Here is a 22,957-nt window from a genome sequence, read left to right as displayed (position 1 = left end):
CCTTTATGCCCCCCCCCGGCAAGGCTGGCCGCCGCATTAGGTGCAAGGCGGTATTTCTTGAAAGCCGCAGCGGCGGCACTCCGAAAGGAGTGCCGCCCCTGCGCCAAAGATAAGAAAAGTTAGAAACTTTACTTGAGGGTAACGGTTGCGCCTGCGCCCTCGAGAGCTTCCTTAGCCTTCTCAGCGTCTTCCTTGGAAGCGCCTTCGAGGACAGCCTTGGGAGCTGAGTCAACGAGGTCCTTAGCTTCCTTCAGGCCGAGTGAAGTCAGTGCACGAACTTCCTTGATAACGCCGATCTTCTTATCGCCAGCTGATTCGAGGATAACGTCGAATTCGGTCTGCTCTTCAGCATCAGCAGCTTCGCCGCCAGCGGCACCAGCAACAGCAACGGGAGCTGCAGCGGTTACGTCGAATTCTTCTTCAAATGCCTTGACGAATTCTGAAACCTCAACGAGTGAGAGTTCCTTGAATGCTTCAATGAGTTCTTCGATTGAAAGCTTAGCCATGAGATTGGCTCCTTCTTTTAATTCAGTTGCAAGCCTAAATTTTTCAGCCTGCGAGCTTGAAAATTATGCTGACCCATGTGGGGCCAAAAGTCTATAAAAAGTGACAGACAACCGGGTGATTACTCAGCCTCGGGTGCAGCACCTTCCTGCTCTTCGAGCTTGATACGCAGAGCGTCAACGGTGCGAGCAACCTTAGCGATTGCACCTTTCGCGCCGCCTGCGACCTTTGCAAGAAGTACCTCGCGTGATTCGAGGCTTGCAAACTTGTTGATACCAGCTTCGTCGAGGGATTCGCCCTCGAAGTAACCGCTCTTAACGATCAGCTGGGGGTTAGCCTTGGCAAAGTCACGCAGACCCTTCGCAGCATCAATGAAGTCTCCCTTGATGAATGCGATTGCGCTAGGGCCGTGGAGCTGACCATCGAATGCGTCGATGCCAACTTCTTTAGCCGCGATAGCGGTCAGAGTGTTCTTTACCACGGCGTACTCGGTCTCAGTGCCCAGCGCGCGACGAAGATCCTTCATCTGCGCAACGGTGAGACCACGGTACTCGGTGAGAATTACGCCGTTTGAAGCTTCAAGGAGTTCCTTGAGCTCGGAAACAGCAGCAATCTTTTCCTGTGTTGCCATGGTGTTCCTTCCAGTTCTTATCCCGCCGGGCTAACAAAAATGCCCCGACGCGCAGGCATCGAGGCATAATACAGACCAGAAAATTTCCTAGTAAGTATTGTTTTATCGGCACCTACGCAGGTGGCTCCTTGTGAGCCCTTACCGTGTTCTTCCGTGAAGAAGGCACAGACCGGCGGTCTTTGGTTACTCCATCTAACCACGGATTACGGCGGCTAGGCAAGCTGTTTTTATCCTTAAGCGGGCTTAATCACGTTCTTTAACCTTATGCCGAGAAGAGATGAAGGCCAGCGGGGTCTATTTCCCCATTAAGGCTATGCCCTGTCTCCACATGCCGTCTTCCGGTGAGCAGGGTTGTCAGTACGGTGCCCTCAGGGATAGTAAGTTCTCCTGCCTCGGTAGTGACCAGAGCATCCTGAACAACCTCTATTTCTACCCGTAGGCCAGCTGTATGCTGCCAGCTGCTGCGGACTACAGCGGTGAGGCTCCCCATCTGATGACCGGGTGAAAAAGCAAAGGCGTTCAGTCCCGCGCGGACGGCCCGCCCCGCTAGCTGCGCATCAAACGAGTTGTAAAGAGGGAACACCAGGTGAGCTACCTCCGCAGAGGCAGGAGACGCCAGAAGCTGCTCTGGGGTGCCTACCTGGGCTAGACGTCCGCCCGATAAAACCGCTACCCGTTGACCCATTTGGAGGGCTTCATTCTGGTCGTGAGTAACGTAAATACCGGTAAAACCTAGTTGCGTATGCAAAAGCTGCACATCAGAGCGAATACTGGCGCTGCTTGTTTCATCAACACTTGAAAGTGGCTCATCGAAGAGGACCACCGGTGTGAGTCGCACCAAAGCGCGGGCGATACCTGCCCGCTGTGCCTGCCCGCCCGATAGCTGAGCGGGTTTCTTCTTCAGATGGTCTCCCAACCCCAGGGTGTACACCAGAGAGCTGTAATGCTCCCTGTCTAAAGGTGCAGACTTTTTGAGGCGAAAGGCAAAAAGGATATTCTCTTCAATACTCAGGTGGGGGTAGAGCACGGGTTTCTGAAAGACCAGGGCAGTTTGGCCCGGCTCTATAGCCTGCCCACCGAAGCTGACGACGCCTGAATCTGGCTCTTCCAGCCCTGCAATAAGACGAAGCAGAGTAGATTTACCGGCTCCAGAAGCCCCCAGCAGGGCTAGCATCTGACCGGCAGGCAAAGATAGGTCAAGACCGTCTAGAACGATGGTGCCATCGTAGTTTTTACTGATACCGGCTAGGTGCAGCCCTGGTTGATTCATGGTCTCTATTATCCCCGAGCATGTGCACCTTATTGACGACTGTGCAGCTCTAAGAGGCACGTTGGGCGGCAAGGTGCACGATGACTAGCTCAAAACAAAGGCAGGCCCCCCGCCTGAGCGGAAAGCCTGCCTCAAAGACTAAGACTAGAAAACTAGACTTATGCAGCTACGGTCGCGGGGTCAACAGGGACGCCGGGGCCGAAGGTGGTTGCAACGGTAACCTTTGAGATGTAGCGACCCTTAGACGAAGAGGGCTTCAGGCGGTTAATCTCTTCAAGAGCTGCTTCGAAGTTCTCGGTCAGCTGCTGCTCGGTGAAGGAAGCCTTACCGATGATGAAGTGCAGGTTGGAGTTACGGTCAACGCGGAAGTCGATCTTGCCGCCCTTGATGTCGTTAACAGCCTTGGTGACGTCCATGGTCACGGTGCCGGTCTTGGGGTTAGGCATGAGGTTACGGGGACCAAGTACCTTACCCAGGCGGCCTACCTTGCCCATGAGGTTGGGGGTAGCAACCGCTGCGTCGAAGTCAACCCAGCCGCCAGCGATCTTTGCGATGAGGTCATCTGAACCAACGAAGTCTGCGCCAGCTGCTTCAGCTTCTGCAGCTTTCTCGCCTTCAGCCAGAACAACCACGCGAGCGGTCTTACCGGTGCCGTTGGGCAGGTTTACGGTGCCGCGGACCATCTGGTCTGCCTTGCGGGGGTCAACGCCCAGACGCAGTGCAACCTCAACGGTTGAGTGGGGCTTCTCTGCTGCGATTTCCTTTGCAACTGCAATAGCCTCTGCGGGTGCGTAAAGCTTCTCCGCATCGATCTTTGCTACAGCTGCCTCGTACGCTTTGCTGCGCTTTGCCATCTGCTTTTCTCCTTTGCAGGTGTGGTCTCTTATGAGCCGCGCTCGGCTCTGCCACTTGCCTTCCCCGTGGCCGGGGTTAGGCTTCTAATAATTTGTCTTGGGTGAGGCTCTAGCCTCGTCTCAGCGAAGAGGCTGAGATTAGTCGATGGTGATGCCCATTGAACGTGCGGTGCCCATGATGATTTTTGATGCTGCATCAAGGTCGTTAGCGTTCAGGTCATCCATCTTGGTCTGTGCGATTTCGCGCACCTGGTCCATGTTGAGTGAACCGACCTTCTGGGTGTGGGGAACACCGGAGCCCTTAGGAACGCCAGCTGCCTTCTTGATGAGCTGCGCTGCGGGAGGGGTCTTGGTGATGAAGGTGAAGGAACGATCCTCGTAAACGGTGATTTCTACGGGGATGATGTTGCCGCGCTGTGATTCAGTTGCAGCGTTGTATGCCTTGCAGAATTCCATGATGTTGACGCCGTGCGCACCGAGTGCGGGGCCAACGGGAGGAGCCGGGTTAGCAGCGCCTGCCTGGATCTGCAGCTTAATGAGGCCTGAGACCTTCTTCTTGGGAGCCATTCTTGGTCCTTTTCTTAGCTGGTGTACCGGCGCACAGGAGTATGCGTCGGCCGGTGGCGGCCGTGGCGCGGTCGCCTGTGTGGAGGCACCAAGCGTAGGTGCACACACAAACTTATATCTTAGTAGTTTTGCCGGCCTTAAGCTAGGTGGTCGCGGACGGCCAGGGCTAGCTCTTGCTCACAGCGGGAGCAAAAGAGCCGCTCCCCCAAACAGGGAAAGCGGCTCTTAAGCTACACCGAAAGGTCTTAGACCTTGGTGACCTGAGCGAAGTTCAGGGTCACAGGGGTTTCACGCTCGAAGACAGAGATGAGAACCACCAGCTGCTGTGAAGCAGCGTTGATTTCTGAAATGCTTGCGGGCATACCCTCGAAAGGTCCGTCCTTGACGGTAACTGCCTCGCCGATCTCGAAACCGGTTTCGACAACAGGTGCAGCTGCCGGTGCAACACCTGCTTCAGCCTGCTCAGCCTCAAAGACAGGAGCCAGCATCTCAACAACCTCATCAAGGCGTAGGGGGACGGGGTTGTAGGCGTCCTGACCTACGAAGCCGGTCACACCGGGGGTATGGCGTACAACGCCCCAGCTTTCGTCAGTAAGGTTCATGCGCACCAGTGCGTAGCCGGGAATACGAACGCGGCGGACCATCTTCTTAGAAGTGTTCTTGACCTCCATGACCTCTTCCATGGGCACCTGAACTTCGAAGATATCTTCATCAGCGTTCAGAGTCTGCACACGGGATTCGAGGTTAGCTTTAACCTTGTTCTCGTAGCCGGCGTAGGTGTGAATAACAAACCATTCGCCTTCCTGGCGGCGAAGCTTGGACTTGAATTCTTCAAGGGGATCAACGGTGGACTCGTCGTTAGCCTCAGCGGCTTCAACTTCTTCAACCACTTCTGCTGCTGCAACTTCTACAGCTTCGTGGCCCTCTTCGGTTGCCTGCTGGGCAGGTTCTACAACCTCATCGGCTTCGTGCTGCATTTCCTGCTCGGACACGCTTTCCTGCTTTCATCTGTTGTCTATCGCGCACGTGCGCGTTCGTCTTGGTAAATGATTTTACGGGGTTAAGGCTGCTTTAGCCCAACTAAGCGGACCCTTAGGCTACGCCGTTACCGAAAATCCAGAAGGCTCCCTGACCGAAAAGGTAGTCAAGACCTGAAATTAGTAGGAGCATAAAGGCCACAAAGAGAAGAACAATAATCACGTACTGCACCAGTTCTTTGCCGGTGGGTGTGGTTACTTTTTTGAGTTCGGCGATAACTTCGCGGAGGAACTGGAAGATGCGCCCAAAGAAACCGGGGGTCTTTTCTGCGCCATTTTCGTCAGAATTGGCGGTCCGAGCGGCGATTGATTTAGCCATATGGGGCCCGCCCCTTTCTACTTCTTACCTATGAACAGATATGTTCGGTTGAAAGAAAACCTGTGAGGCTTGAGCAGGGCGGACAGGACTCGAACCTGCAACCTGCGGTTTTGGAGACCGCTGCTCTACCAATTGAGCCACCGCCCTTTGAAAACATCTGTCTTCAAAGCGTCTGTACTTCTTAGGGCACAAACCAGCGTTGTTCGGTTGCGAACAACGGTACCTACTGTACATCATCTTTTCTTGCTTTGGCAAAACCTGGCTAGCAGGGTCATAAGTTCGGTGTTTATTAGCCACAGCCTCTCATAAAGATGTACTCACCCGCTGGAACTCCTATGCTAGAGGTAGAGCCCCTCAGGCAAGCGACCACAACCCCGAGCCACCCTTTTATGGGATGAAAGCGAGATTCCCCATGTCTGCCCGCGTTTCACGCCGTATTGGCGCAATCGCCCCCTCAGCTACCCTAGCCGTCGACGCCAAAGCCAAGGCGCTCAAAGCCCAGGGCCGCCCCGTCATCGGTTTCGGCGCCGGTGAGCCAGACTTCCCCACCCCGGCCTACATTGTTGACGCGGCTCGCGAGGCCCTCAACGACCCCGCAAATTTCCGCTACACCCAGGCAGCTGGCCTACCCGCCCTTAAGCAGGCCATTGTCGAAAAGACCAGGCGTGACTCCGGCATCGACATCGACGCTTCTCAGGTCATTGTGACCAATGGTGGCAAGCAGGCTGTCTACCAGGCTTTCGCTACCGTCATTGACGAAGGCGACGAGGTCCTACTCCCCGCCCCCTACTGGACCACCTACCCCGAGGCTATCCGCCTAGCTGGTGGCAACCCCGTGGAAGTTTTTGCGGGCAGCGACCTGGAGTACAAGGTCACCCCGGACATGCTTGAGGCTGCCTACACCGAAAAGACTAAGGCACTGATCTTTGTCTCCCCCTCCAACCCCACCGGTGCGGTCTATACCCCCGAGGAAACCAAGGCTATCGGTGAGTGGGCGCTGGAAAAGGGAATCATCGTACTGACCGATGAGATTTACGAGCACCTGACCTACGATGGCGTGCCCTTTACCTCTATTGTTGCTGCCGTTCCTGCTCTTGCCGAGAACACCGTCATCCTCAACGGTGTTGCAAAGACCTACGCTATGACCGGATGGCGCGTGGGCTGGATGATTGCCCCTACCGATATCACCAAGGCAGCGACCAACCTGCAGTCCCATATGACCTCCAACGTTAACAACGTAGCCCAGATGGCAGCTCTCACCGCCGTTTCTGGTTCCCTGGACGCCGTCCATGAAATGCACACTGCATTTGACCGCCGCCGCAAGGCTATTGTTGAAGGTCTGAACGCCATTGAAGGTGTGCACTGCCCCACCCCCAAGGGTGCCTTCTACGTCTACGCGGACGTCACCGGGCTGCTGGGCAAAGAAATTGCGGGCAAGCGCCCTGAAACTTCCGCTGAGCTGGCTGAAATCATTCTTGAAGAAGCCGAAGTTGCGGTAGTTCCCGGTGAGGCTTTTGGCCCTTCAGGCTACCTGCGCCTGTCCTATGCCCTGGGCGATGAGGACCTGGCTGAGGGTGTAACGCGTATTCAAAAGCTGCTGGGCACCGCCAAGTAGGAGACAGAGGTCCAAGACCGCTGATCAGCACAGCAAAAAAGCAAGCTGGCTCGGGGCTGGCGTAAATCGCCTCGTGAGTGCCAGCGAACCGGGCGAGAGGGTCAGCTTGCTCTTGCTGTGCTGGTTAGCGGTCGAACTATTTAAATCTTGTTGGGGTGAGGTGCCAGCCTGCTTTTCAGCCTTAGCTCGCGACTTGCCAATAAAGTTGCTTTTGACCCTAAGGCAGAGGTTAGAAACATACAACCCAACCCAGCCCACAGCTACCCACTCAAGACCAAATTTACTAGAATAGAAACCAACAAAGACCAACATGTTTGAGGCAGGTTAACTGACTCGCCTCGATGCGTTGGTCATAGAAACCATCATTCCCTTTTCAGGAATATTTTAGGAGATCCTCCCATGAAGATCGGTCTGCTCACCTCCGGCGGCGACTGCCCCGGCCTCAACGCTGTTATTCGCGGTGCAGTGCTCAATGGCATCAAAACCTACGGTGACGAATTCGTTGGCTTCCGCGATGGCTGGCGTGGTGTTGTCGAGGGTGATTTCATGGACCTTCCCCGCACCAAGGTGCGCGGTCTAGCTCGTGTGGGTGGCACCATTCTGGGCACCTCCCGCACCAACCCCTTTGACGGCCCCAAGGGTGGTGCTGAAAAGATCGAAATTATGATGGAACGCAACGGCATTGACGCCATTGTTGCCATCGGCGGCGAAGGCACCCTGGCTGGCGCTAAGCGTCTGGCTGACGCTGGCCTCCCCGTGGTAGGCGTCCCCAAGACCATTGATAATGACCTGCAGGCCACCGACTACACCTTCGGTTTTGACACTGCGGTTTCTATCGCAACTGATGCTCTAGATCGTCTGCGCACCACCGGTGAATCTCACCACCGTGCCATGGTTGCAGAGGTCATGGGCCGCCACGTGGGTTGGATCGCTCTGCACTCAGGTATGTCCGGTGGCGCCCACGCCATTCTGATCCCTGAGGTCAAGGTTTCTATGGAAGAGGTAGCTGTCTGGGTTAAGGAAGTTCACGACCGCGGACGCTCCCCCCTGGTTGTAGTCGCTGAGGGCTTCATCCCCGAAGGCTTCGATGATGTTCTTGCCGGCAAGGGTGAAGAGAAGGACGGCCGGCCCCGTCTAGGCGGTATTGGTGAGTACGTCACTCAGGAGATTGAGCGAATCACCGGTATCGAAACCCGTAACACCACTCTGGGCCACATCCAGCGCGGTGGCGCACCTACCGGCTTTGACCGTGTGCTCTCCACCCGCCTGGGCATTCAGGTCGTGGATATGATTCACGATAAGGAGTGGGGCAAGATGGTTGCAATGCTGGGCACCGATATCAAACGCGTTGATTTCTCAGAGGCACTGGACGGTCTCAAGACCGTTCCCGCCTACCGTTACGAAGAAGCTAAGGTGCTCTTCGGCCGCTAAGTAGCAAAACTAAGCAGAGAAAAGCCGTCTGCCCCCAAAGGGGCAGGCGGCTTTTCTAAAGCTGATAACCGTTTGAGAATGCTTCAAGCTCTCCGATTCAGGCATTTAACCTCGGAAGAAGTCTCCCATGTTGCGACGGCCAGCCACCTGGCCGGCATCCGGAGCAACGATAACTGTCTGGGAGCAGGCGTAGTGGGTGGCGGGTGCCGGGTTGCCGTCCCCATCAAAATCACCGTCATCGATAGCGCGTAGCTCTGAGGCCGGGTCAACCGACCGCTTGAGCAGAGCCAGTGCAATGGGGCCAGCCTCATGATGCAGGGCAACCGAACTGATATAGCCCACCTTCTTCTCACCGGCGAAAACTGGAGTGCCCACCCGGGGCAGGGTGTGTTCAGAGCCGTCAAGATCGAGGAAGGTCATGCGGCGAGGCGGGTGGCCCAGGTTGTGCACGCGAGCCACGGTTTCCTGCCCCTTATAGCAGCCCTTGTTCATATGAACGGCTGTGCGCATCAAATCCAGTTCGTGAGGGATGGTGCGCTCATCAACTTCATTGCCTAACCGTGGCCGCCACGCCTCAATACGCAGAGCATCGGCAGCCCAGGAACCGGCGAGAGCCACCCCTTCGGTGGCATCCAGCAGCTGGTGAGAGGGCACGACAGTCAGGTACCAGCTGTAGCCAGAGCCGGGGTGCTCTACCCCTGCCTGTGTATAGGTGTAGCCGCCATCCGCCACACCGTTAGCCCATGGATCCTGCCAGACGATACCCTCGCGCAGGACAGCCGGGGCACTCTCAACGGTACGGGGGTCAAGGGTGCTGCCCAGTACCGCGTGGGTATCTGTGCGGTTAGTCATCTCAACCCGCAGCATAAACTTCATGCGCTCCAGGTAGGCGGTGAGCTCCGCGGCAGCCGACCTCTCAGTGATAAGCCAGACCGCGCCGTCGTTCTCCACCGCCGCAGCCCAGAAGTCAATGCGCCCCTGGGGCGACAGCAGTAGTAACTCAGCGCTCTGCGCCTCGTCTAAGTTGGTCAGCACTTGGCTAGAGAGGGTAGTGAGCCAGGATAGTCGATCGGGCCCTTCCACCGTCACTACACCCAACTGGGAATAGTCCACCAGAGTCAGGTGCACCTTACGTGCCAGGGTGCGCTGTTCGGCGTTGGGATCCCCGTAATGGGCAGCGACGCCCGCGTCCGGCCCCAGGGCGCCAAAAGCACCCTTTCGGCTGAGCAGGGGGCTGCGGTAATCAGTCTTAGTCATGTTTTTACTTTTCCAGCCGGGTTTTACTTGGACTCGCCGTCGCCGGGTTCATCATCCAGGCTGCCAAACATGGTTGCACCTAAATCATCACCGGTCATGGACGAGGTCTTACGAAGCTCAGCCGAAGCGTGCTTCTCCAGCTTGCGGGTAACGGGGTTAGCTGTTTCCCAGTCCCACATGAGATTGCCGTTGACTAGACCCCAAAGACGCACCGAACCGGCGTACTCCTTGGTGATGTCATCCTGCAACATGTTGCCGGTCTGCAGGCGCACCACCGGCCCCTTGATCATACCCACGTAGTTCTCGGTGAGACCGCCAGGGTGGGCGATGGTGGCAAGGATGTTGAAGCCGTCGTCCTCATTGCGCAGAGTTTCAACGGAATCTGCGTCCTTGTGGACGGGCACCACGTCAGCGGGGACAAGGCCCGGACCGACGTCCCCATCGACCTGGGGGCGGTCAATCTGCCAGAACCCAGTCTCGACGGTCAGCGGGCGCAGCTTTTGCCCCTGATCATCGAGCAAGAAGGACTCAGCACGGTACTCCACAAAAGGAAGGCCGTCTTGGGTGAAGGTAATAATCTGCCCGAAGGGGGTTTCCTCAGCTCCCTCATACCAGAGAGAACCGGTGCCTTCCCAGGTGCCCAGCAGCCAGGAGAGAGGCACGAGTTCAGGGGTGAGATTTGAAGGAATTTCAATAGCCATAGCCACTAGTTTAGCCCGGGGTGGGGCGCTGGTCAGCGGCTTAGGCGGCGGGCGAAACAGGGCTCAGGCTTCAAAAGCCGTTTACGGGTACGCACAAGACCCCGCGCAACGGTGCACGGGGTCTTGCGGTAAAGGGCTTGTTACTTCTGGCCGCGGAACAATCCGGTCAGCACAAAGCCGATGCAGGTGAAAATTGCTAGACCTGCCAGGCCCAGGAGGGTCAGAAAGAAGATTTCAAGTGCAAGAATACTCATACGGCTACCCTACCATGCGAGTGAGGAATGTCGCACATACGTAACCGATAACGCCAATAAATGCCACCGGTGTTACGCCCAGTGTAATAGCCCCGCGACGGGGGCCTTCTTTGGGGCCGGCAGAGATAACGCGTACCCCGATGAGGCCCAACAGCACACCAACGATGATGCCGATGGAAACCACAGGCAGGCTACTGTTTTCAAGACGGGTCAGGGCAGCAAGCCCTACCCACCCCGCGACTGATACCGACGCCAGCACCCCGGTAACACAGCTAATCACTGACTCTAGGCGTCCCACTGCCCCTTCACCGCGCATCAGCTCTACCAGGAAGCTGGCAACAACACCCACAGCTGCGATGGCTGGTAGAGCCTCAAGGGGAAGGGGGCCCTCAGTGAGCCAGGAATATAGCACAGAGGTGGTGCCTGCCAATAAAACAATGACCGAGTGAGAGGTAATACGGGTACGGCCTCGCAGCTCGGCAATACCCGTTGCCGCTGGCCACCCGCCAGCGATAAAGAGAACGGCGATAAAGCCCACGAGAGCAGCAGCCCAGGGCGCGATGGAGGCGGCAAGTACTAACCCCACCAGGGTTACCACCGCAGAAATGGCAACCAGCAGGTAGCGCGAACGCGGTGTAGCCCCAATTTTCCCCAGGGGACCCTCATAAACCGTTTTTTGACGGGCTCGGCGTAGCCTACTCAACTCTGGCACGAAAGTGCGCATGGCTCGGGTGGAGGTGGGTTCTTTGGTAGACACAGGGGCCGTTCTTCTTACGTAGTGGGGTGCGCGTTCAGTATTCATATCATCTTCCCGTATACCGAACCTTTTTATCAATGTTTGGGGTGAGGCGTTTTATACTTACTGTTGGAGCGTTGAGCGCTCAGAAAGGCTGTGAGCGGTATGGTGCAGATTGTTCTGTTGAGCGATTCGGCGGTTGAGGGCAGCGATGTCGCCCCGTCCCTAGGTCTACTAACTCACGGTCTGACCGTCTTGCCGCTGAACGCAGCAGCGCCAGTGGTGAGCTCGCATTCACCCGATGTGGTGATGGTGGACGCCCGCGAGCAGCTGGTAGCTGCCCGCAACTGCGCCCAGTTGCTCAAAGGTACCGGTTTATCGACTCCCTTGATGATGGTACTCACCGAAGGCGGTCTAGCCGCTGTCTCAGCACAGTGGATGGTAGATGACATCATGCTGGCCAGTGCTGGGCCAGCGGAGTTAGAAGCCAGGCTACGTTTACTGGTGACACACAGCGCACCGGCAGAAACCCCGAATGAAACCGTGATTCGTGCCGGCGGCGTCACGGTGGATGAAGCCTCTTATTCCGCGCGTTTACAGGGTTCCCCTCTCAACCTGACCTATAAAGAGTTCGAGCTTCTGAAGTTTTTGGTGCAGCATCAAGGGCGTGTTTTCACCAGGGCCCAGTTGCTCTCCGAGGTGTGGGGGTATGACTACTACGGTGGCACCCGCACCGTGGACGTCCACATTCGTCGTCTGCGATCCAAGTTGGGCCCTGACCATGAGCAGCTCATCACCACGGTCCGCAATGTGGGTTACAGCTTCAATTCCCCCCGACTCACTGATCGTTAGACGGGGTTCGCGATAAATCTTTGACCTATTTTAGGCAAACCCACCTCGTAAGCGGGGGGCCGCTGCGAGTAGAGTGGTTTTAGGTAAAGAAGTGCAGGAGGACACACCAGTGAGTTCAATAGATTTTATATGGCAAGAACCGAGCAGTGCGACTGTCGAGCGGCTTGAAGCCCTAGCCCAACGAGCCTTTAGCATTGATGAGGCTCAGCCCTTCTCGGAACAGACCCTGGTTGAAGCCCGCAAGTGGTCTCGCGGGGAGAGTAGCGCAGTGCGCATTCTCGAAGTGTGTGAGGCTGGCGAAACCAGAGGTTTTGCCGCTCTGGTCACCGATGGTGATAGCTGTCTTCTTGAGGCCGCAGTGGACCCCTCAGCCCGCGAGCGCGGCCTGGGCACAGCCCTCATTACCGAAGCCTTGACGCGGGTGGATGGAGAGGTAGCCGCCTGGGTGCACGGTGGACCTGATGCTTCAAGTTCTGCAATGATTTCAGCCCAAAAGCTGGCTAAGAGCCAGGGATTTGTGGCTCAGCGTGAGCTTTTCAAGATGGGGCTTGCCTTGACTGATGAGACACGTGCGAGCATCCTCGCTGCAGCTGAGGCTGCTCCTCTACCTGCTGACATCACCTTGGAGACCTACACCGAGAAGGACGCCGGCGGCTGGGTAGAGGCTAATGCAACGGCTTTTGCTGATCACCCCGAGCAGGGAAAGCTGACCCTCAAAGATCTTGAGGAACGCGCCGGTTCTGATTGGTTCAGAGCCGAGGGTTTCTTCTTAGCCAAAGATGGTACGGGGAGCATTGCCGGTTCCCACTGGACCAAGATTCCGCACCACCAGACCGGGGTGCTAGAGGGTGAGGTCTATGCCGTGGGTGTTACTCCTGACTGGCAAGGCAAGGGGCTAGGACGGTCGCTGACTCTAGCCGGTATGGCATATCTAGCGCAGACTGACTATGCCCCGGGTAAGAAACTCGACCGGATCGTGCTTTACGTGGATGCAGAGAACTCCCCTGCTGTTACCCTTTACCGCTCTCTCGGTTTCTCACCGCTGACGATTGATCGCCAATATCTGGCTACCACAGAACGCTAAACTTCATTCAATCCCACACAGTAGGAAAAGGACTCCATGACTACTCAACCTGATACTCGGGTTCAGACCAGCAACCATATCGGCGGTGACATCAACAAGATCGAACGTGCAGAGACCCGCGTAGACCGCATCGATATCGGCGAAAAGATTAAGCTACCTAACCTTGCCGGTGACTTTGGTAGTGACCGTTTTTTGGACCGTGAAACCAGCTGGATTGAGTTCAATACCCGCGTGCTGGAATTGGCAGAGGACCCCCATCTCTTCTTGCTAGAGCGCCTCAACTTCCTTTCAATTGTGACCAGCAACCTCGACGAGTTCTTCATGGTGCGTGTGGCAGGGTTGAAGCGTCGTATCGCTACCGGTATCGCGGTACCTGCGCCCTCAGGGTTGACTCCTGAAGAGCAGATGGAAGAAATTGCTGAGGCAGCCCACGCTCTGCAGGAGCGCCAGGCCCGTGTCTTTCACGAGCAGGTTTACCCCGAGCTGGAAAAAGAGAAAATCCGTATTGTGGGCTGGGATGACCTCGAAGATGCTGCCAAGGAGAAACTCACCCGCTTCTTCCGCGCTGAGCTCTTCCCCATCCTCACTCCCCTGGCCGTGGACCCGGCACACCCCTTCCCCTACATCTCTGGACTGTCGCTGAATCTAGCCGTTATCGTGCGTAACCCACAGACCGGCAAAGAGCTCTTCGCCCGTCTCAAGGTACCCGAGACCATCGACCGCATGATCTCTATCGATGGCTCCCGCGCCGTTAACTCTTCCTCATCAGAGGCACGCTTCATCCCTCTGGAAGCTATTATCGCCCAGCATCTGGATGTCCTCTTTCCCGGCATGGAGGTCGTAGAGCATCATGCCTTCCGCGTGACCCGTAACGAAGACTTGGAGGTGGAAGAGGACGACGCTGAGAACCTGCTCAAAGCTCTAGAAAAGGAGTTGCTACGCCGCCGCTTTGGCCCGCCCGTGCGTCTTGAGGTCGAAGACACCATCAACCCCAATATCCTTGATCTTCTCGTCTCTGAACTGGGGATCGACGGTCACGAAATCTACAAGCTACCCGCTCCCCTGGATATGCGCGGCTTTGCTGCTATTGCCAAGGCAAATCGCCCAGCTCTGCACTACCCCAAGCACGTGGCGCATACGTCCCGCTGGCTCAACGCTAACGAAACGTCCAAGGCTGCTGACGTCTTTGGGGCAGCACGTGAACACGATGTACTGTTGCACCACCCCTACGATTCCTTTGCTACCAGTGTGCAGGCCTTTTTGGAGCAGGCGGCAGCTGACCCCAACGTCCAGGCCATCAAGCAGACCCTCTACCGCACCTCGGGTGACTCCCCCATTGTGGACGCTCTCATTGAGGCAGCAGAGTCAGGCAAGCAGGTGCTAGCGCTGGTTGAGATTAAGGCGCGCTTTGACGAGCAGGCCAACATCGAATGGGCCCGCAAACTCGAACGCGCAGGCGTGCATGTAGTCTACGGTATCGTGGGTCTGAAAACCCACTGTAAGCTCTCACTGGTGGTGCGCAAAGAGGCTGATGGTCTGCGCCGCTACTGCCACATTGGTACCGGCAATTACCACCCCTCCACTGCTCGTTTCTACGAGGATTTGGGCCTGATTACCTGTGATCAGCAGATTGGGGAGGACGTTTCTCGTCTCTTCAACCAGCTATCCGGCTACGCCCCCAAGACCACTTACAAGCAGCTCTTGGTGGCTCCGCGTTCCCTGCGCTCAGGTCTAATTGACAATATCAATAAGGAGATTGAGCACAAGCTGGCAGGTCAAAAAGCCAAAATTCAGATTAAGTGCAACTCCATGGTGGATGAAGCTATCATTGATTCCCTCTACCGCGCTTCCCAGGCCGGGGTTGAGGTCAACGTGATTGTTCGCGGTATCTGTGCTCTGCGCCCCGGAGTTCCTGGCCTTTCTGAGAATATCAAGGTGCGTTCTGTGCTGGGCAGGTTCCTGGAGCACTCCCGTGTCTTCACCTTTGAGAACGGCGGATCACCTAAGACCTACATTGGTTCAGCCGATATGATGCACCGTAACCTGGACCGCCGTGTCGAGGCACTGGTTCAGGTCAAGGCACCCGCCCACGTGAAGTATCTCCTGGATATGTTTGATAATTACCTCTCTCCCAAAACCAGCAACTGGCACTTGGACGCCAATGGTAAGTGGGAAAGGCACCACCTTAACAAGGACGGTCAGCCGCTCCTCGACGTCCAGGCTTCCTACCTATCAAGTAGGGATAAGAAGAAGAAGTAGACAGGGGGCGTACCGCCCTTAATCCGACAGATAGAATGTCCTTGGGTTAACGCAGGGTTAGCCCAAGGGCATGGCCCTGCCCGTCACACAGAGAGCTCAGCTTATGCCCAAAGCAACCACAGAATTCGTCTATGCAGCGCACAGCGCAGACGAGTCCCTCAGTATTCAACGTGGAGCCGGCAACAGTGCAGAGATTAATGCAGCTGGCGCCCTGATCTGGCGTTACCGCCGTGATCAACTGCAGGTTTTAGTCATTCACCGCCCCAACTATGATGACTGGTCGTGGCCCAAGGGCAAACAGGACCCGGGAGAGACGCTGCCTGAGGTTGCGGTGCGAGAGGTCAGGGAAGAGGTAGGGCTGCAGATCACCCTGGGTGTACCGCTGGCTGTCACTGCCTACCGCGTTAAGAAACGCTCCAAAGAGGTCTTTTACTGGGCGGCAGAGCTGCCCCACGGCGCCAAGGCTAAAGCAGATGAGGGTGAAGTGGATGAACTGCGGTGGGTTAGCCCCCAGCAGGCCCGAGAGATGCTCACCAACCCTACCGATTGTGAGCCCCTGGATGCCCTGATCAGCCTCTACAAAAAAGGCCTCTTGCGCACCCGCCCCGTGATTGTCATCCGCCATACAAAAGCGAAGCCTCGTTCTACCTGGGCTGGAGCCGAAGGCGAACGAAGCCTCGCTGCAACCGGTAAACGTCAGGCGCTTGCCGCTGGTCGTCTCATGGAAGCCTGGGGGCCTGAGAAACTTATCTCCTCACCCTGGGTGCGTTGCATGCAGACCCTTTACCCCTATGCTAAGAACCAAGGGCTACCTATCAAAGAAAAGCGTGCCTTAACAGAGGCAGCTAACGAGCGTTCACCTAAAGCAGCTGCCAAGATAGTAGAATCCCTTTTTGACAAGTACGATAAGCCGGTAGCTCTCTGCACCCACAGACCTGTACTACCCACTATTCTGGGGGTTCTTACCCCGCGTCTGCCCCTCTCTCTTTCTCGGCACCTCCCCACCGAAGATCCCTACCTGAAACCCGGTGAAATGTGGGTGTTACAGGTAACTGGCCAGGAAAAGACCGTGGTGAGTCTAGAGCAGATTAAACCCTTCGACGACTAGCTCTTCCTCTGCGGGCGCCCTAGGGGGCCCCAATGAATACTGAGTTAGGTTCAGACATCCCTACCTTGACCGCCGTTTGATTGAAAGATTGCCATGAGCACCATCCCCACCCCCTATGAAGACCTGTTGCGCGAGATTATGGACAGAGGGGACGAAAAAGGCGACCGCACCGGCACCGGCACCAAGAGTGTTTTTGGGCGCCAGATGCGCTTTGACCTCTCCGAGTCCTTCCCTCTCATCACCACTAAGCGGGTGCATTTTAAATCGGTTGCTATTGAGCTGCTCTGGTTTTTGCGCGGTGAATCGAATGTGCGCTGGCTACAGGAGCGCGGTGTGAGTATCTGGGATGAATGGGCTGATGAAGACGGTGAACTGGGGCCGGTCTACGGCGTGCAGTGGCGTTCCTGGCCTGCTGGCCACGGGGAAACAATCGACCAGATTGCTAGGGTCATCGACTCCTTGAAAACTAATCCAGATTCCCGCCGGCACATCGTCAGCGCCTGGAACCCGGCTGAGGTTGATGACATGGCACTACCGCCCTGCCATGCCCTCTTTCAGTTTTACGTCAAAACTCGCCAGGACGGGGTCCAGGAGCTTTCCTGCCAGCTCTACCAGCGAAGCGCCGATATGTTCCTTGGCGTACCTTTCAACATCGCCTCCTACGCTCTACTCACCCAGCTCATCGCCCAAGAAGTGGGCATGGAACCCGGCGAATTTGTATGGACCGGGGGTGACTGCCACATCTATTCCAACCATTACGAACAGGTTGAAGAGCAGCTCTCCCGGGAACCTTATCCCTACCCTCAACTGCGCATTAAGAATAAGAAGGCCTCTATCTTTGACTACGAATTTGAGGACTTCGAGCTGGTGGATTACCGCCACCACCCCACCATCAAAGCGCCCATAGCTGTTTAGGGGTGGGTATGAGCAAGCCGGTATTGGGTGCAATCTGGGCACAAAGCCTCAACGGGGTTATCGGTCGGGACGGAGATATGCCCTGGTACGCCCCCGAGGATCTAGCACACTTCAAAACGGTGACTCTGGGAGCGCCGGTCATCATGGGCCGGAGAACCTGGGAGTCCTTCCCACCCCGCTTCCGCCCCCTGCCCGGGCGCACCAATATTGTGATCACCTCTTCTGCGGCCTCTCAGGTAGAGAAAAATGGGGCTCTTTGGGTGCCCTCTTTCGATGATGCCCTTATGGAGGCCGCTGGTGAGCAACCCCAAACTATTTGGGTCATTGGGGGTGGCTCAGTCTACGCTGAAGCCTTAAGTAGAGCTGATGTGCCCGTGATTGACGGTGGGCGCATACAGCGGGTGGAGCGCACCGTCTTTGATCTTGAGCTCACCGGGGACACCCACGCTCCTGCCCTCGATAGCTCCTGGAGGCTGGTCACTGAGGGCGAGCGCGTCCTCTCAGAAAAAGGGTACGGCCTTTCAGCAGATGGCACCAAGCTACCGCTAGTTATGCGTTTCCAGACCCTGAAGCATACCTCAGCATCATAATTTTTTCTCCGCTGCCTACGGGAGATATCGCGCATCAGATTTTGTGTTTCGAACAGTGAACGCCCTCATCTCATTTTGAGGCAGGCACGTTAGACTGGGAGCATGACTTTTACACCCGGTGACTCAGTTGGTTTTGTAGGATATCGCGGCATGGTCGGCTCCGTGCTCATGCAACGCATGGTCGATGAGGGAGACTTTGAGGGCATTAACCCCGTCTTTTTCTCCACTTCTCAGGCAGGCTCACCAGCTCCCACCCTGGGCGGCGTTCTGGAAGAAAGCACCCTCAAGGACGCCCACGATATTGATGAGCTGGTCAAGTTACCTGTCATCGTCACTGCCCAGGGCGGGGACTACACCAAAGCTGTGCACAGCTCACTGCGTGAACGCGGCTGGGACGGCATCTGGATTGATGCTGCCTCCACCCTACGCATGAACGATGACGCCGTCATCGTGCTAGATCCCATCAACCGTGATGTCATTGACCGTGGCCTGGATTCCGGCATCAAAGACTTCGTGGGCGGCAACTGCACTGTCTCCTGCCTGCTCATGGGTCTAGGCGGCCTGTGGAAGCAGGGCCTGGTCGAGTGGGGAACCTCCATGACCTACCAGGCTGCATCCGGCGGCGGTGCCCGCCACATGCGTGAAGTTCTCGCCCAGTTCGGCGAGCTCAACGGCACCGTTGCGAATGAACTGGCTGACCCAGCATCCGCCATCCTTGAAATCGACCGTAAGATTCTTGAGAAGCAGCGCTCCGGCGATCTGGATACCACCCAGTTTGGTGTGCCCCTGGCCGGCTCCCTCATTCCCTGGATTGACTCAGATTTGGGCAATGGTCAAAGCCGCGAGGAATGGAAGGCAGAGGCAGAAAGCAATAAGATTCTTGGTCTTGACGGTGACGAACGCGTAGCCCTCGACGGTCTTTGCGTCCGCATTGCCACCATGCGCTCCCACTCCCAGGCACTGACCCTCAAGCTCACCGAAGACTTGACCGTTGAAGAAATCGAAAAAATTATTGATAACGACAACGAGTGGTCAAAGGTCGTGCCCAACGAACGCGAAGCCACCATGCGCGATCTCACCCCCGTGGCGGCATCCGGCACCCTGGATATCCCCGTAGGCCGCATCCGCAAGCTCAGCATGGGCCCTCAGTACATCAGTGCTTTCACTGTAGGCGACCAGCTACTCTGGGGTGCCGCAGAGCCCGTGCGCAGAATGCTTAGAATTGCCACCGGCACTCTGTAAACTGGAGCCATGACTTCACACGAGATGCCTCTAGCACACGGTCCCCATGAGGAGTTGTGCGGGGGCATCTGTGCTTTAAATTTCAAGGTTGATAAGGAGTCGGACGTCCCGCCCTACTCACAGCTACGCCGCGCTATTATTGCCGCTCGTTCTGACGGGACGCTCGCCGCCGGCGACCGTCTGCCCCCCATGCGCACACTGGCCACACAAACCGGGCTGGCTGTGAACACGGTGGCAAAAGCCTATAAGGAGCTCGAAGCAGCTGGTGCTATCGAAACTCATGGGCGCGCCGGCTCTTTTGTGACTGCCCTCGATGCCACCTCTCACAAAGCACAGCTTCTGACCGAAAAGTTCATTGTAGCTATGCGTAAGCTGGGCTACGAAGACCGGCAGATCCACGCTACCGTGGACCACATGTTGGGGCTAGACCGCGAGCTGTCAAACAAAGCGCAAAACCCGGGGTCAAGCTAGATAATATCTGCCTGCTAGCTTTTAGGCTAAGGCGGGGCTATAGCTGGTAGTGACAGTTCGAGGGGCAGTAATGCTGTTTATTGGGTCTGCGTGCCCAACGGGCAGTTTGCCGAGCACGGCCCCGGCGACGTCTGCGGCGCTCCAGCGTACGCCAAGCTGCTAAGACCTTCGCCTTGGCCCAGAGGTTCATGCGGTGCGCCCAGTGGAATTCGGTGCCCCAGAGGCTCATGCCCATAAAAATGAAAAGCCAGCCAGGACCAGGTGTCACCAGCATGACGAGCCCCGCAACAATGCAGATAAAGCCTAGGGCAATCACTAGTGTGCGGTAAACCCACAGCAGAATGAGGTGCCGGCCCACGAAGGCCCGGTAGCGTTGCATAGCGCGGTGCAGGGGGCCGCCCTGCCCCGAGGCGATTTCTTTATCTAGACTCAAGAGCTCAGCCCAGCAGTGTTAGAGTTCGAACCCAACGGTGACCGGCTCAGCAACCAGGCGCACCCCGAAGCTCTCTTCTACTCCAGCGCGCACAGCGCGTGCGATAGCGGCGACATCAGCGGTGGAGGCTCCGCCGCGGTTGGTGATAGCCAGAGTGTGCTTGGTGGAGAGGGAGGCCCGTCCACCGGCGATATTACGGCTTTTGCCTTCTAACCCGAAGCCCTTATCGAAACCTGCGTGCTGAATCAGCCAGGCAGCGCTCAGCTTGACCATACCTTCAATGGGTTGGCCGGTGGCGGTGGTAGCGGTGAAGCGCGGCGCGTCCTGGGGTAGCTGCGCTGCAGCCTGTTCGCTGACAATAGGGTTGGTGAAGAAAGAGCCGGTGGAGTAGGTGTCGCGGTCTGCAGCATCCAGTACCATGCCCTTACCGGCACGCAGTCGCAGCACGGTTTCACGAAGGAGCGTCATCTCTACACGATTACCGGCCTCAGCACCCAGCTGACGTGCCAGTTCAGCGTAGCGAATGGGGGCTGAAAGGGTGCCATGAGGTAGTTGGAAGTCAACGGTCAGCACCACATAGCGGGGGCTGCCATCCACGGTGGACTGTTTAAGCACCGAATCACGGTAGGAGAACTGGAGGTCTGCGTTGGCGAAGGTCTTGTAGCCTCCGGTTTCACGGTCCCAGGTGCGTACAGAAGAGATGGTTTGTGCAACTTCAGCGCCGTAGGCACCCACGTTTTGCACCGGGGTGGCGCCAACGGTGCCGGGGATGCCCGAGAGTGCCTCAATGCCCGAAAAACCCTGCTGTACCGCATAGGCAACGAGAGCATCCCAGCTATGGCCTGCCTGCACACGCAGGTTAGCGCCACCGCAGGAGTAGTTCCCGATATCCTCGATGCCCTGAGAGGCTACATGCACTACGGTTCCGTCAAAACCCTCATCGGCAATCAGCAGGTTTGACCCGCCACCAACGATCAGCACCCGGTCACCGGCCTCATCGGCAGCGCGCACGGCGGCAATAATCTCTTGCTCGCTCGTCGCTTTCACGTAGGTGCGGGCGGGGCCACCGATCTGGGCGGTGGTTAGTTCACTCAAAAGCATGTCAGTCACGCCCCTAAGTTTACAGGGTGAGGCTGACTAATGACTGTGCAGTAGCTCTACCTTCTACCGGTGACGCAAGCACGGATGACGGGATGGCTAGTCCTGGGTGCGGATCTCGCGGATGACGGGCAAGGACTCCGTGTAGACCGCAGGTTTTTTGCGGGGTTCAAGGTAGCGGGTGAGGTAGAGAGAAACAGCAACGAAGATGAGGACCGCCAGTAGACCATTGCGAATGCCGAAGTGTTCACCCAGCAAGCCCAGCAGAGGCGGGCCGCCCAAGAAGGCTGCATAGCCGATGGTGGAGACTACCGAGACCCGCACCGCTGATTTGAGGGGGTCATCGGAGGCAGCTGACATACCGGTGGGGAACCCTAGGGAAGCTCCTAGGCCCCAGATGAGGAGCCCAGCAAAGCCCAGGGGCACATTGGGCGCAAAGATAAAGAGGGTGAGGCCACCTAAGGCAAGAGTACAGGTTACCCGCAGTACCCTGACGCGGCCGTACCGGTTAAGGAAGACAGTGCCGGCTAAACGGCCCACCATCATCGCTGCCACAAAGGTGAAGTAGCCAGCGGATCCCACTGGACTGCTGGTCCCGTAGTCGTGAGTGAGCGCCAGGGCGACCCAGTCGTTGGCTGATCCTTCAGCCAGTGCCATGCCCATGACAAAGAGACCAATCAGCAGTGTGTGCTTATCTCGCCAGGCATCCCGCACCCGGTAGGTGCCCACGGTCGCCAGTGCTCTGGTGTCGTCCTGCCCGTAGCTTTCGCTGTGACACTTCCGCAACGAAAAGAAGACGATAAAAGCAACGGCAGCAGCGAAGTAGAACATGTGCACCATGAAAGGAACACCCAGGGCGGTATCCAAGGTGCCAATAGCGGCGCCCACAACGGTACCGATGGAAAAGAAGCCGTGCATGATGGGTGTGACGTAGCGGCCCAGGGCACGCTCATTGGAAACTCCCTGGACGTTGGAGGCAACGTTAGAAATAGCACTGCTGAGGCCCTGAAAAATCAGGCCGACAAGGACAAGAGGGAAGCTCGAAAGATGCACACCCACACCGATGAGCAACATGCCTACGATGGTGACTGCATAGGCGGCTGCGATACAGGTGCGGGAGCCAAATTTTGCCACTGCAGCACCCGAGAAACTGACGGCGGTGAAGGACCCCAAGGTCATGCCCAAAAGCAACATACCCATGGGTCCGGAGCTTAATCCCAAACCGTGCGCGACATCCGGAAGGCGAGTCAGCAGAGCTGCGATGACGAGCCCACTGGAGAAGAAGAGCCCCAGCACAGCGCGATACCAGACAGTTATTTCACGTTCAGAGAGCTGAAGGCGCTGTGCCATAAAAGATGAGGCCCCTTAGAGAGAATGTTGAGAGATAGCGGTGTGCTTCCCTCTGTATTCTAGTCAGCAAATATAGCCGCCGACCACCTTACTTCTTGACGCACCACTATCTGAAAGAGGAAAGTCCCCTGTGAACCTGCCGCTATACTGAAAAGGCGTCTCTGCTCATACGCCCAAAGGTTACCCCGAGCTGGAAGGTTCACCGCCGCCCGTCGGTACCTTAATAAATTTCTGTTGAGCTTAGACGAGACTGAACTCAGTATTGTGGGGGGGTCAGGTGCCACCCCTTGCCCCAGGCATCCCCCTTATTCTCGCGATCAAGGCGGGCGGGGTGGGCCAGTTGGGTGATGGATTATAAAATCTGCTCATCGCTTACCCG

At 56.8% G+C, this 22,957-nt stretch carries 23 protein-coding genes and 1 tRNA gene; 10 read left to right on the top strand and 14 right to left on the bottom strand.

Going from position 1 to position 22,957, the window contains the following annotated elements:
* Positions 1–128: 128 nt before the first annotated feature.
* The 8 genes from rplL to ABD982_RS02225 form a co-directional block, all read right to left on the bottom strand.
* Entirely contained in the window at positions 129–506 is a 378-nt protein-coding gene (gene rplL / locus ABD982_RS02260; RefSeq protein ID WP_251379268.1) for a 50S ribosomal protein L7/L12, read from the bottom strand.
* 119 nt (positions 507–625) lie between these two features.
* Positions 626–1,135, bottom strand: a complete 510-nt coding sequence (gene rplJ, locus ABD982_RS02255) for a 50S ribosomal protein L10 (RefSeq protein ID WP_251379269.1) — start codon at positions 1,133–1,135, stop codon at positions 626–628.
* Positions 1,136–1,397: 262 nt separating this feature from the next.
* Entirely contained in the window at positions 1,398–2,405 is a 1,008-nt protein-coding gene (locus tag ABD982_RS02250; RefSeq protein WP_345444211.1) for an ABC transporter ATP-binding protein, read from the bottom strand.
* 158 nt (positions 2,406–2,563) lie between these two features.
* Entirely contained in the window at positions 2,564–3,259 is a 696-nt protein-coding gene (gene rplA, locus ABD982_RS02245) for a 50S ribosomal protein L1 (RefSeq protein ID WP_345444209.1), read from the bottom strand.
* 138 nt (positions 3,260–3,397) lie between these two features.
* Positions 3,398–3,826: a 50S ribosomal protein L11 gene (gene rplK / locus ABD982_RS02240; protein WP_251379272.1), complete on the bottom strand. Its 429-nt coding sequence runs from the start codon at positions 3,824–3,826 to the stop codon at positions 3,398–3,400.
* A 245-nt stretch (positions 3,827–4,071) separates the two neighbouring features.
* The gene (gene nusG, locus ABD982_RS02235) at positions 4,072–4,818 is read right to left on the bottom strand and encodes a transcription termination/antitermination protein NusG (RefSeq protein WP_345444205.1); all 747 of its coding nucleotides are present in this window, start codon (positions 4,816–4,818) and stop codon (positions 4,072–4,074) included.
* A 100-nt stretch (positions 4,819–4,918) separates the two neighbouring features.
* A complete protein-coding gene (gene secE, locus ABD982_RS02230) occupies positions 4,919–5,182 on the bottom strand; it encodes a preprotein translocase subunit SecE (RefSeq protein ID WP_345444202.1) in 264 nt (87 codons plus the stop codon).
* 74 nt (positions 5,183–5,256) lie between these two features.
* Positions 5,257–5,329, bottom strand: a tRNA-Trp gene (locus tag ABD982_RS02225).
* A gap of 265 nt (positions 5,330–5,594) precedes the next feature.
* On the opposite strand from ABD982_RS02225, the gene ABD982_RS02220 reads away from it, so the two are divergent.
* Both ABD982_RS02220 and ABD982_RS02215 read left to right on the top strand, forming a co-directional pair.
* Positions 5,595–6,797: a pyridoxal phosphate-dependent aminotransferase gene (locus ABD982_RS02220; RefSeq protein WP_345444199.1), complete on the top strand. Its 1,203-nt coding sequence runs from the start codon at positions 5,595–5,597 to the stop codon at positions 6,795–6,797.
* 399 nt (positions 6,798–7,196) lie between these two features.
* The gene (locus ABD982_RS02215; protein WP_345444196.1) at positions 7,197–8,228 is read left to right on the top strand and encodes a 6-phosphofructokinase; all 1,032 of its coding nucleotides are present in this window, start codon (positions 7,197–7,199) and stop codon (positions 8,226–8,228) included.
* Between the two features lie 105 nt (positions 8,229–8,333).
* On the opposite strand, the gene ygfZ is transcribed toward ABD982_RS02215, so the two are convergent.
* The 3 genes from ygfZ to ABD982_RS02200 form a co-directional block, all read right to left on the bottom strand.
* Positions 8,334–9,485 (bottom strand): CAF17-like 4Fe-4S cluster assembly/insertion protein YgfZ, encoded by a 1,152-nt coding sequence (gene ygfZ / locus ABD982_RS02210; protein WP_345444193.1) that lies wholly within the window; start codon positions 9,483–9,485, stop codon positions 8,334–8,336.
* Between the two features lie 23 nt (positions 9,486–9,508).
* On the bottom strand, positions 9,509–10,186 hold the full coding sequence (locus ABD982_RS02205; protein ID WP_251379278.1) for a heme-binding beta-barrel domain-containing protein: 678 nt from the start codon (positions 10,184–10,186) through the stop codon (positions 9,509–9,511).
* A gap of 258 nt (positions 10,187–10,444) precedes the next feature.
* A complete protein-coding gene (locus ABD982_RS02200; protein ID WP_251379279.1) occupies positions 10,445–11,197 on the bottom strand; it encodes a hypothetical protein in 753 nt (250 codons plus the stop codon).
* Between the two features lie 144 nt (positions 11,198–11,341).
* Between ABD982_RS02200 and ABD982_RS02195 the strand changes: the two genes are divergently transcribed.
* The 8 genes from ABD982_RS02195 to ABD982_RS02160 all read left to right on the top strand — a co-directional run bounded on the left by ABD982_RS02195 (position 11,342) and on the right by ABD982_RS02160 (position 19,697).
* The gene (locus ABD982_RS02195; protein WP_345444186.1) at positions 11,342–12,028 is read left to right on the top strand and encodes a winged helix-turn-helix transcriptional regulator; all 687 of its coding nucleotides are present in this window, start codon (positions 11,342–11,344) and stop codon (positions 12,026–12,028) included.
* Positions 12,029–12,137: 109 nt separating this feature from the next.
* On the top strand, positions 12,138–13,112 hold the full coding sequence (mshD, locus tag ABD982_RS02190) for a mycothiol synthase (RefSeq protein WP_345444183.1): 975 nt from the start codon (positions 12,138–12,140) through the stop codon (positions 13,110–13,112).
* Between the two features lie 36 nt (positions 13,113–13,148).
* Complete coding sequence (locus tag ABD982_RS02185; protein WP_251379282.1) at positions 13,149–15,371, top strand: RNA degradosome polyphosphate kinase; 2,223 nt, start codon at positions 13,149–13,151, stop codon at positions 15,369–15,371.
* A gap of 103 nt (positions 15,372–15,474) precedes the next feature.
* Positions 15,475–16,479, top strand: a complete 1,005-nt coding sequence (locus ABD982_RS02180; protein ID WP_345444178.1) for an NUDIX hydrolase — start codon at positions 15,475–15,477, stop codon at positions 16,477–16,479.
* 93 nt (positions 16,480–16,572) lie between these two features.
* On the top strand, positions 16,573–17,394 hold the full coding sequence (locus tag ABD982_RS02175; RefSeq protein WP_345444175.1) for a thymidylate synthase: 822 nt from the start codon (positions 16,573–16,575) through the stop codon (positions 17,392–17,394).
* Positions 17,395–17,402: 8 nt separating this feature from the next.
* Positions 17,403–17,984: a dihydrofolate reductase gene (locus ABD982_RS02170; RefSeq protein ID WP_345444172.1), complete on the top strand. Its 582-nt coding sequence runs from the start codon at positions 17,403–17,405 to the stop codon at positions 17,982–17,984.
* 102 nt (positions 17,985–18,086) lie between these two features.
* Positions 18,087–19,226: an aspartate-semialdehyde dehydrogenase gene (gene asd, locus ABD982_RS02165; protein ID WP_345444169.1), complete on the top strand. Its 1,140-nt coding sequence runs from the start codon at positions 18,087–18,089 to the stop codon at positions 19,224–19,226.
* A 9-nt stretch (positions 19,227–19,235) separates the two neighbouring features.
* Positions 19,236–19,697: a GntR family transcriptional regulator gene (locus ABD982_RS02160; protein ID WP_345444166.1), complete on the top strand. Its 462-nt coding sequence runs from the start codon at positions 19,236–19,238 to the stop codon at positions 19,695–19,697.
* Positions 19,698–19,734: 37 nt separating this feature from the next.
* Here ABD982_RS02160 and ABD982_RS02155 read toward each other — a convergent pair whose 3' ends face one another.
* The 3 genes from ABD982_RS02155 to ABD982_RS02145 all read right to left on the bottom strand — a co-directional run bounded on the left by ABD982_RS02155 (position 19,735) and on the right by ABD982_RS02145 (position 22,578).
* Entirely contained in the window at positions 19,735–20,130 is a 396-nt protein-coding gene (locus ABD982_RS02155) for a PGPGW domain-containing protein (protein ID WP_345444163.1), read from the bottom strand.
* 18 nt (positions 20,131–20,148) lie between these two features.
* The gene (locus tag ABD982_RS02150) at positions 20,149–21,240 is read right to left on the bottom strand and encodes a UDP-N-acetylmuramate dehydrogenase (RefSeq protein WP_345444160.1); all 1,092 of its coding nucleotides are present in this window, start codon (positions 21,238–21,240) and stop codon (positions 20,149–20,151) included.
* Between the two features lie 87 nt (positions 21,241–21,327).
* Positions 21,328–22,578 carry an MFS transporter gene (locus tag ABD982_RS02145; RefSeq protein ID WP_345444157.1) on the bottom strand — a complete coding sequence of 417 codons (1,251 nt, stop codon included), beginning with the start codon at positions 22,576–22,578 and terminating at the stop codon, positions 21,328–21,330.
* Positions 22,579–22,957: the final 379 nt, after the last annotated feature.

It is taken from the genome of Rothia endophytica (genome assembly GCF_039543885.1).
In the GTDB taxonomy this organism is placed as follows: domain Bacteria; phylum Actinomycetota; class Actinomycetes; order Actinomycetales; family Micrococcaceae; genus Rothia; species Rothia endophytica.
Note: the sequence above shows the minus strand (reverse complement) of the source record. Positions and strands in the feature narration are given on the sequence as shown.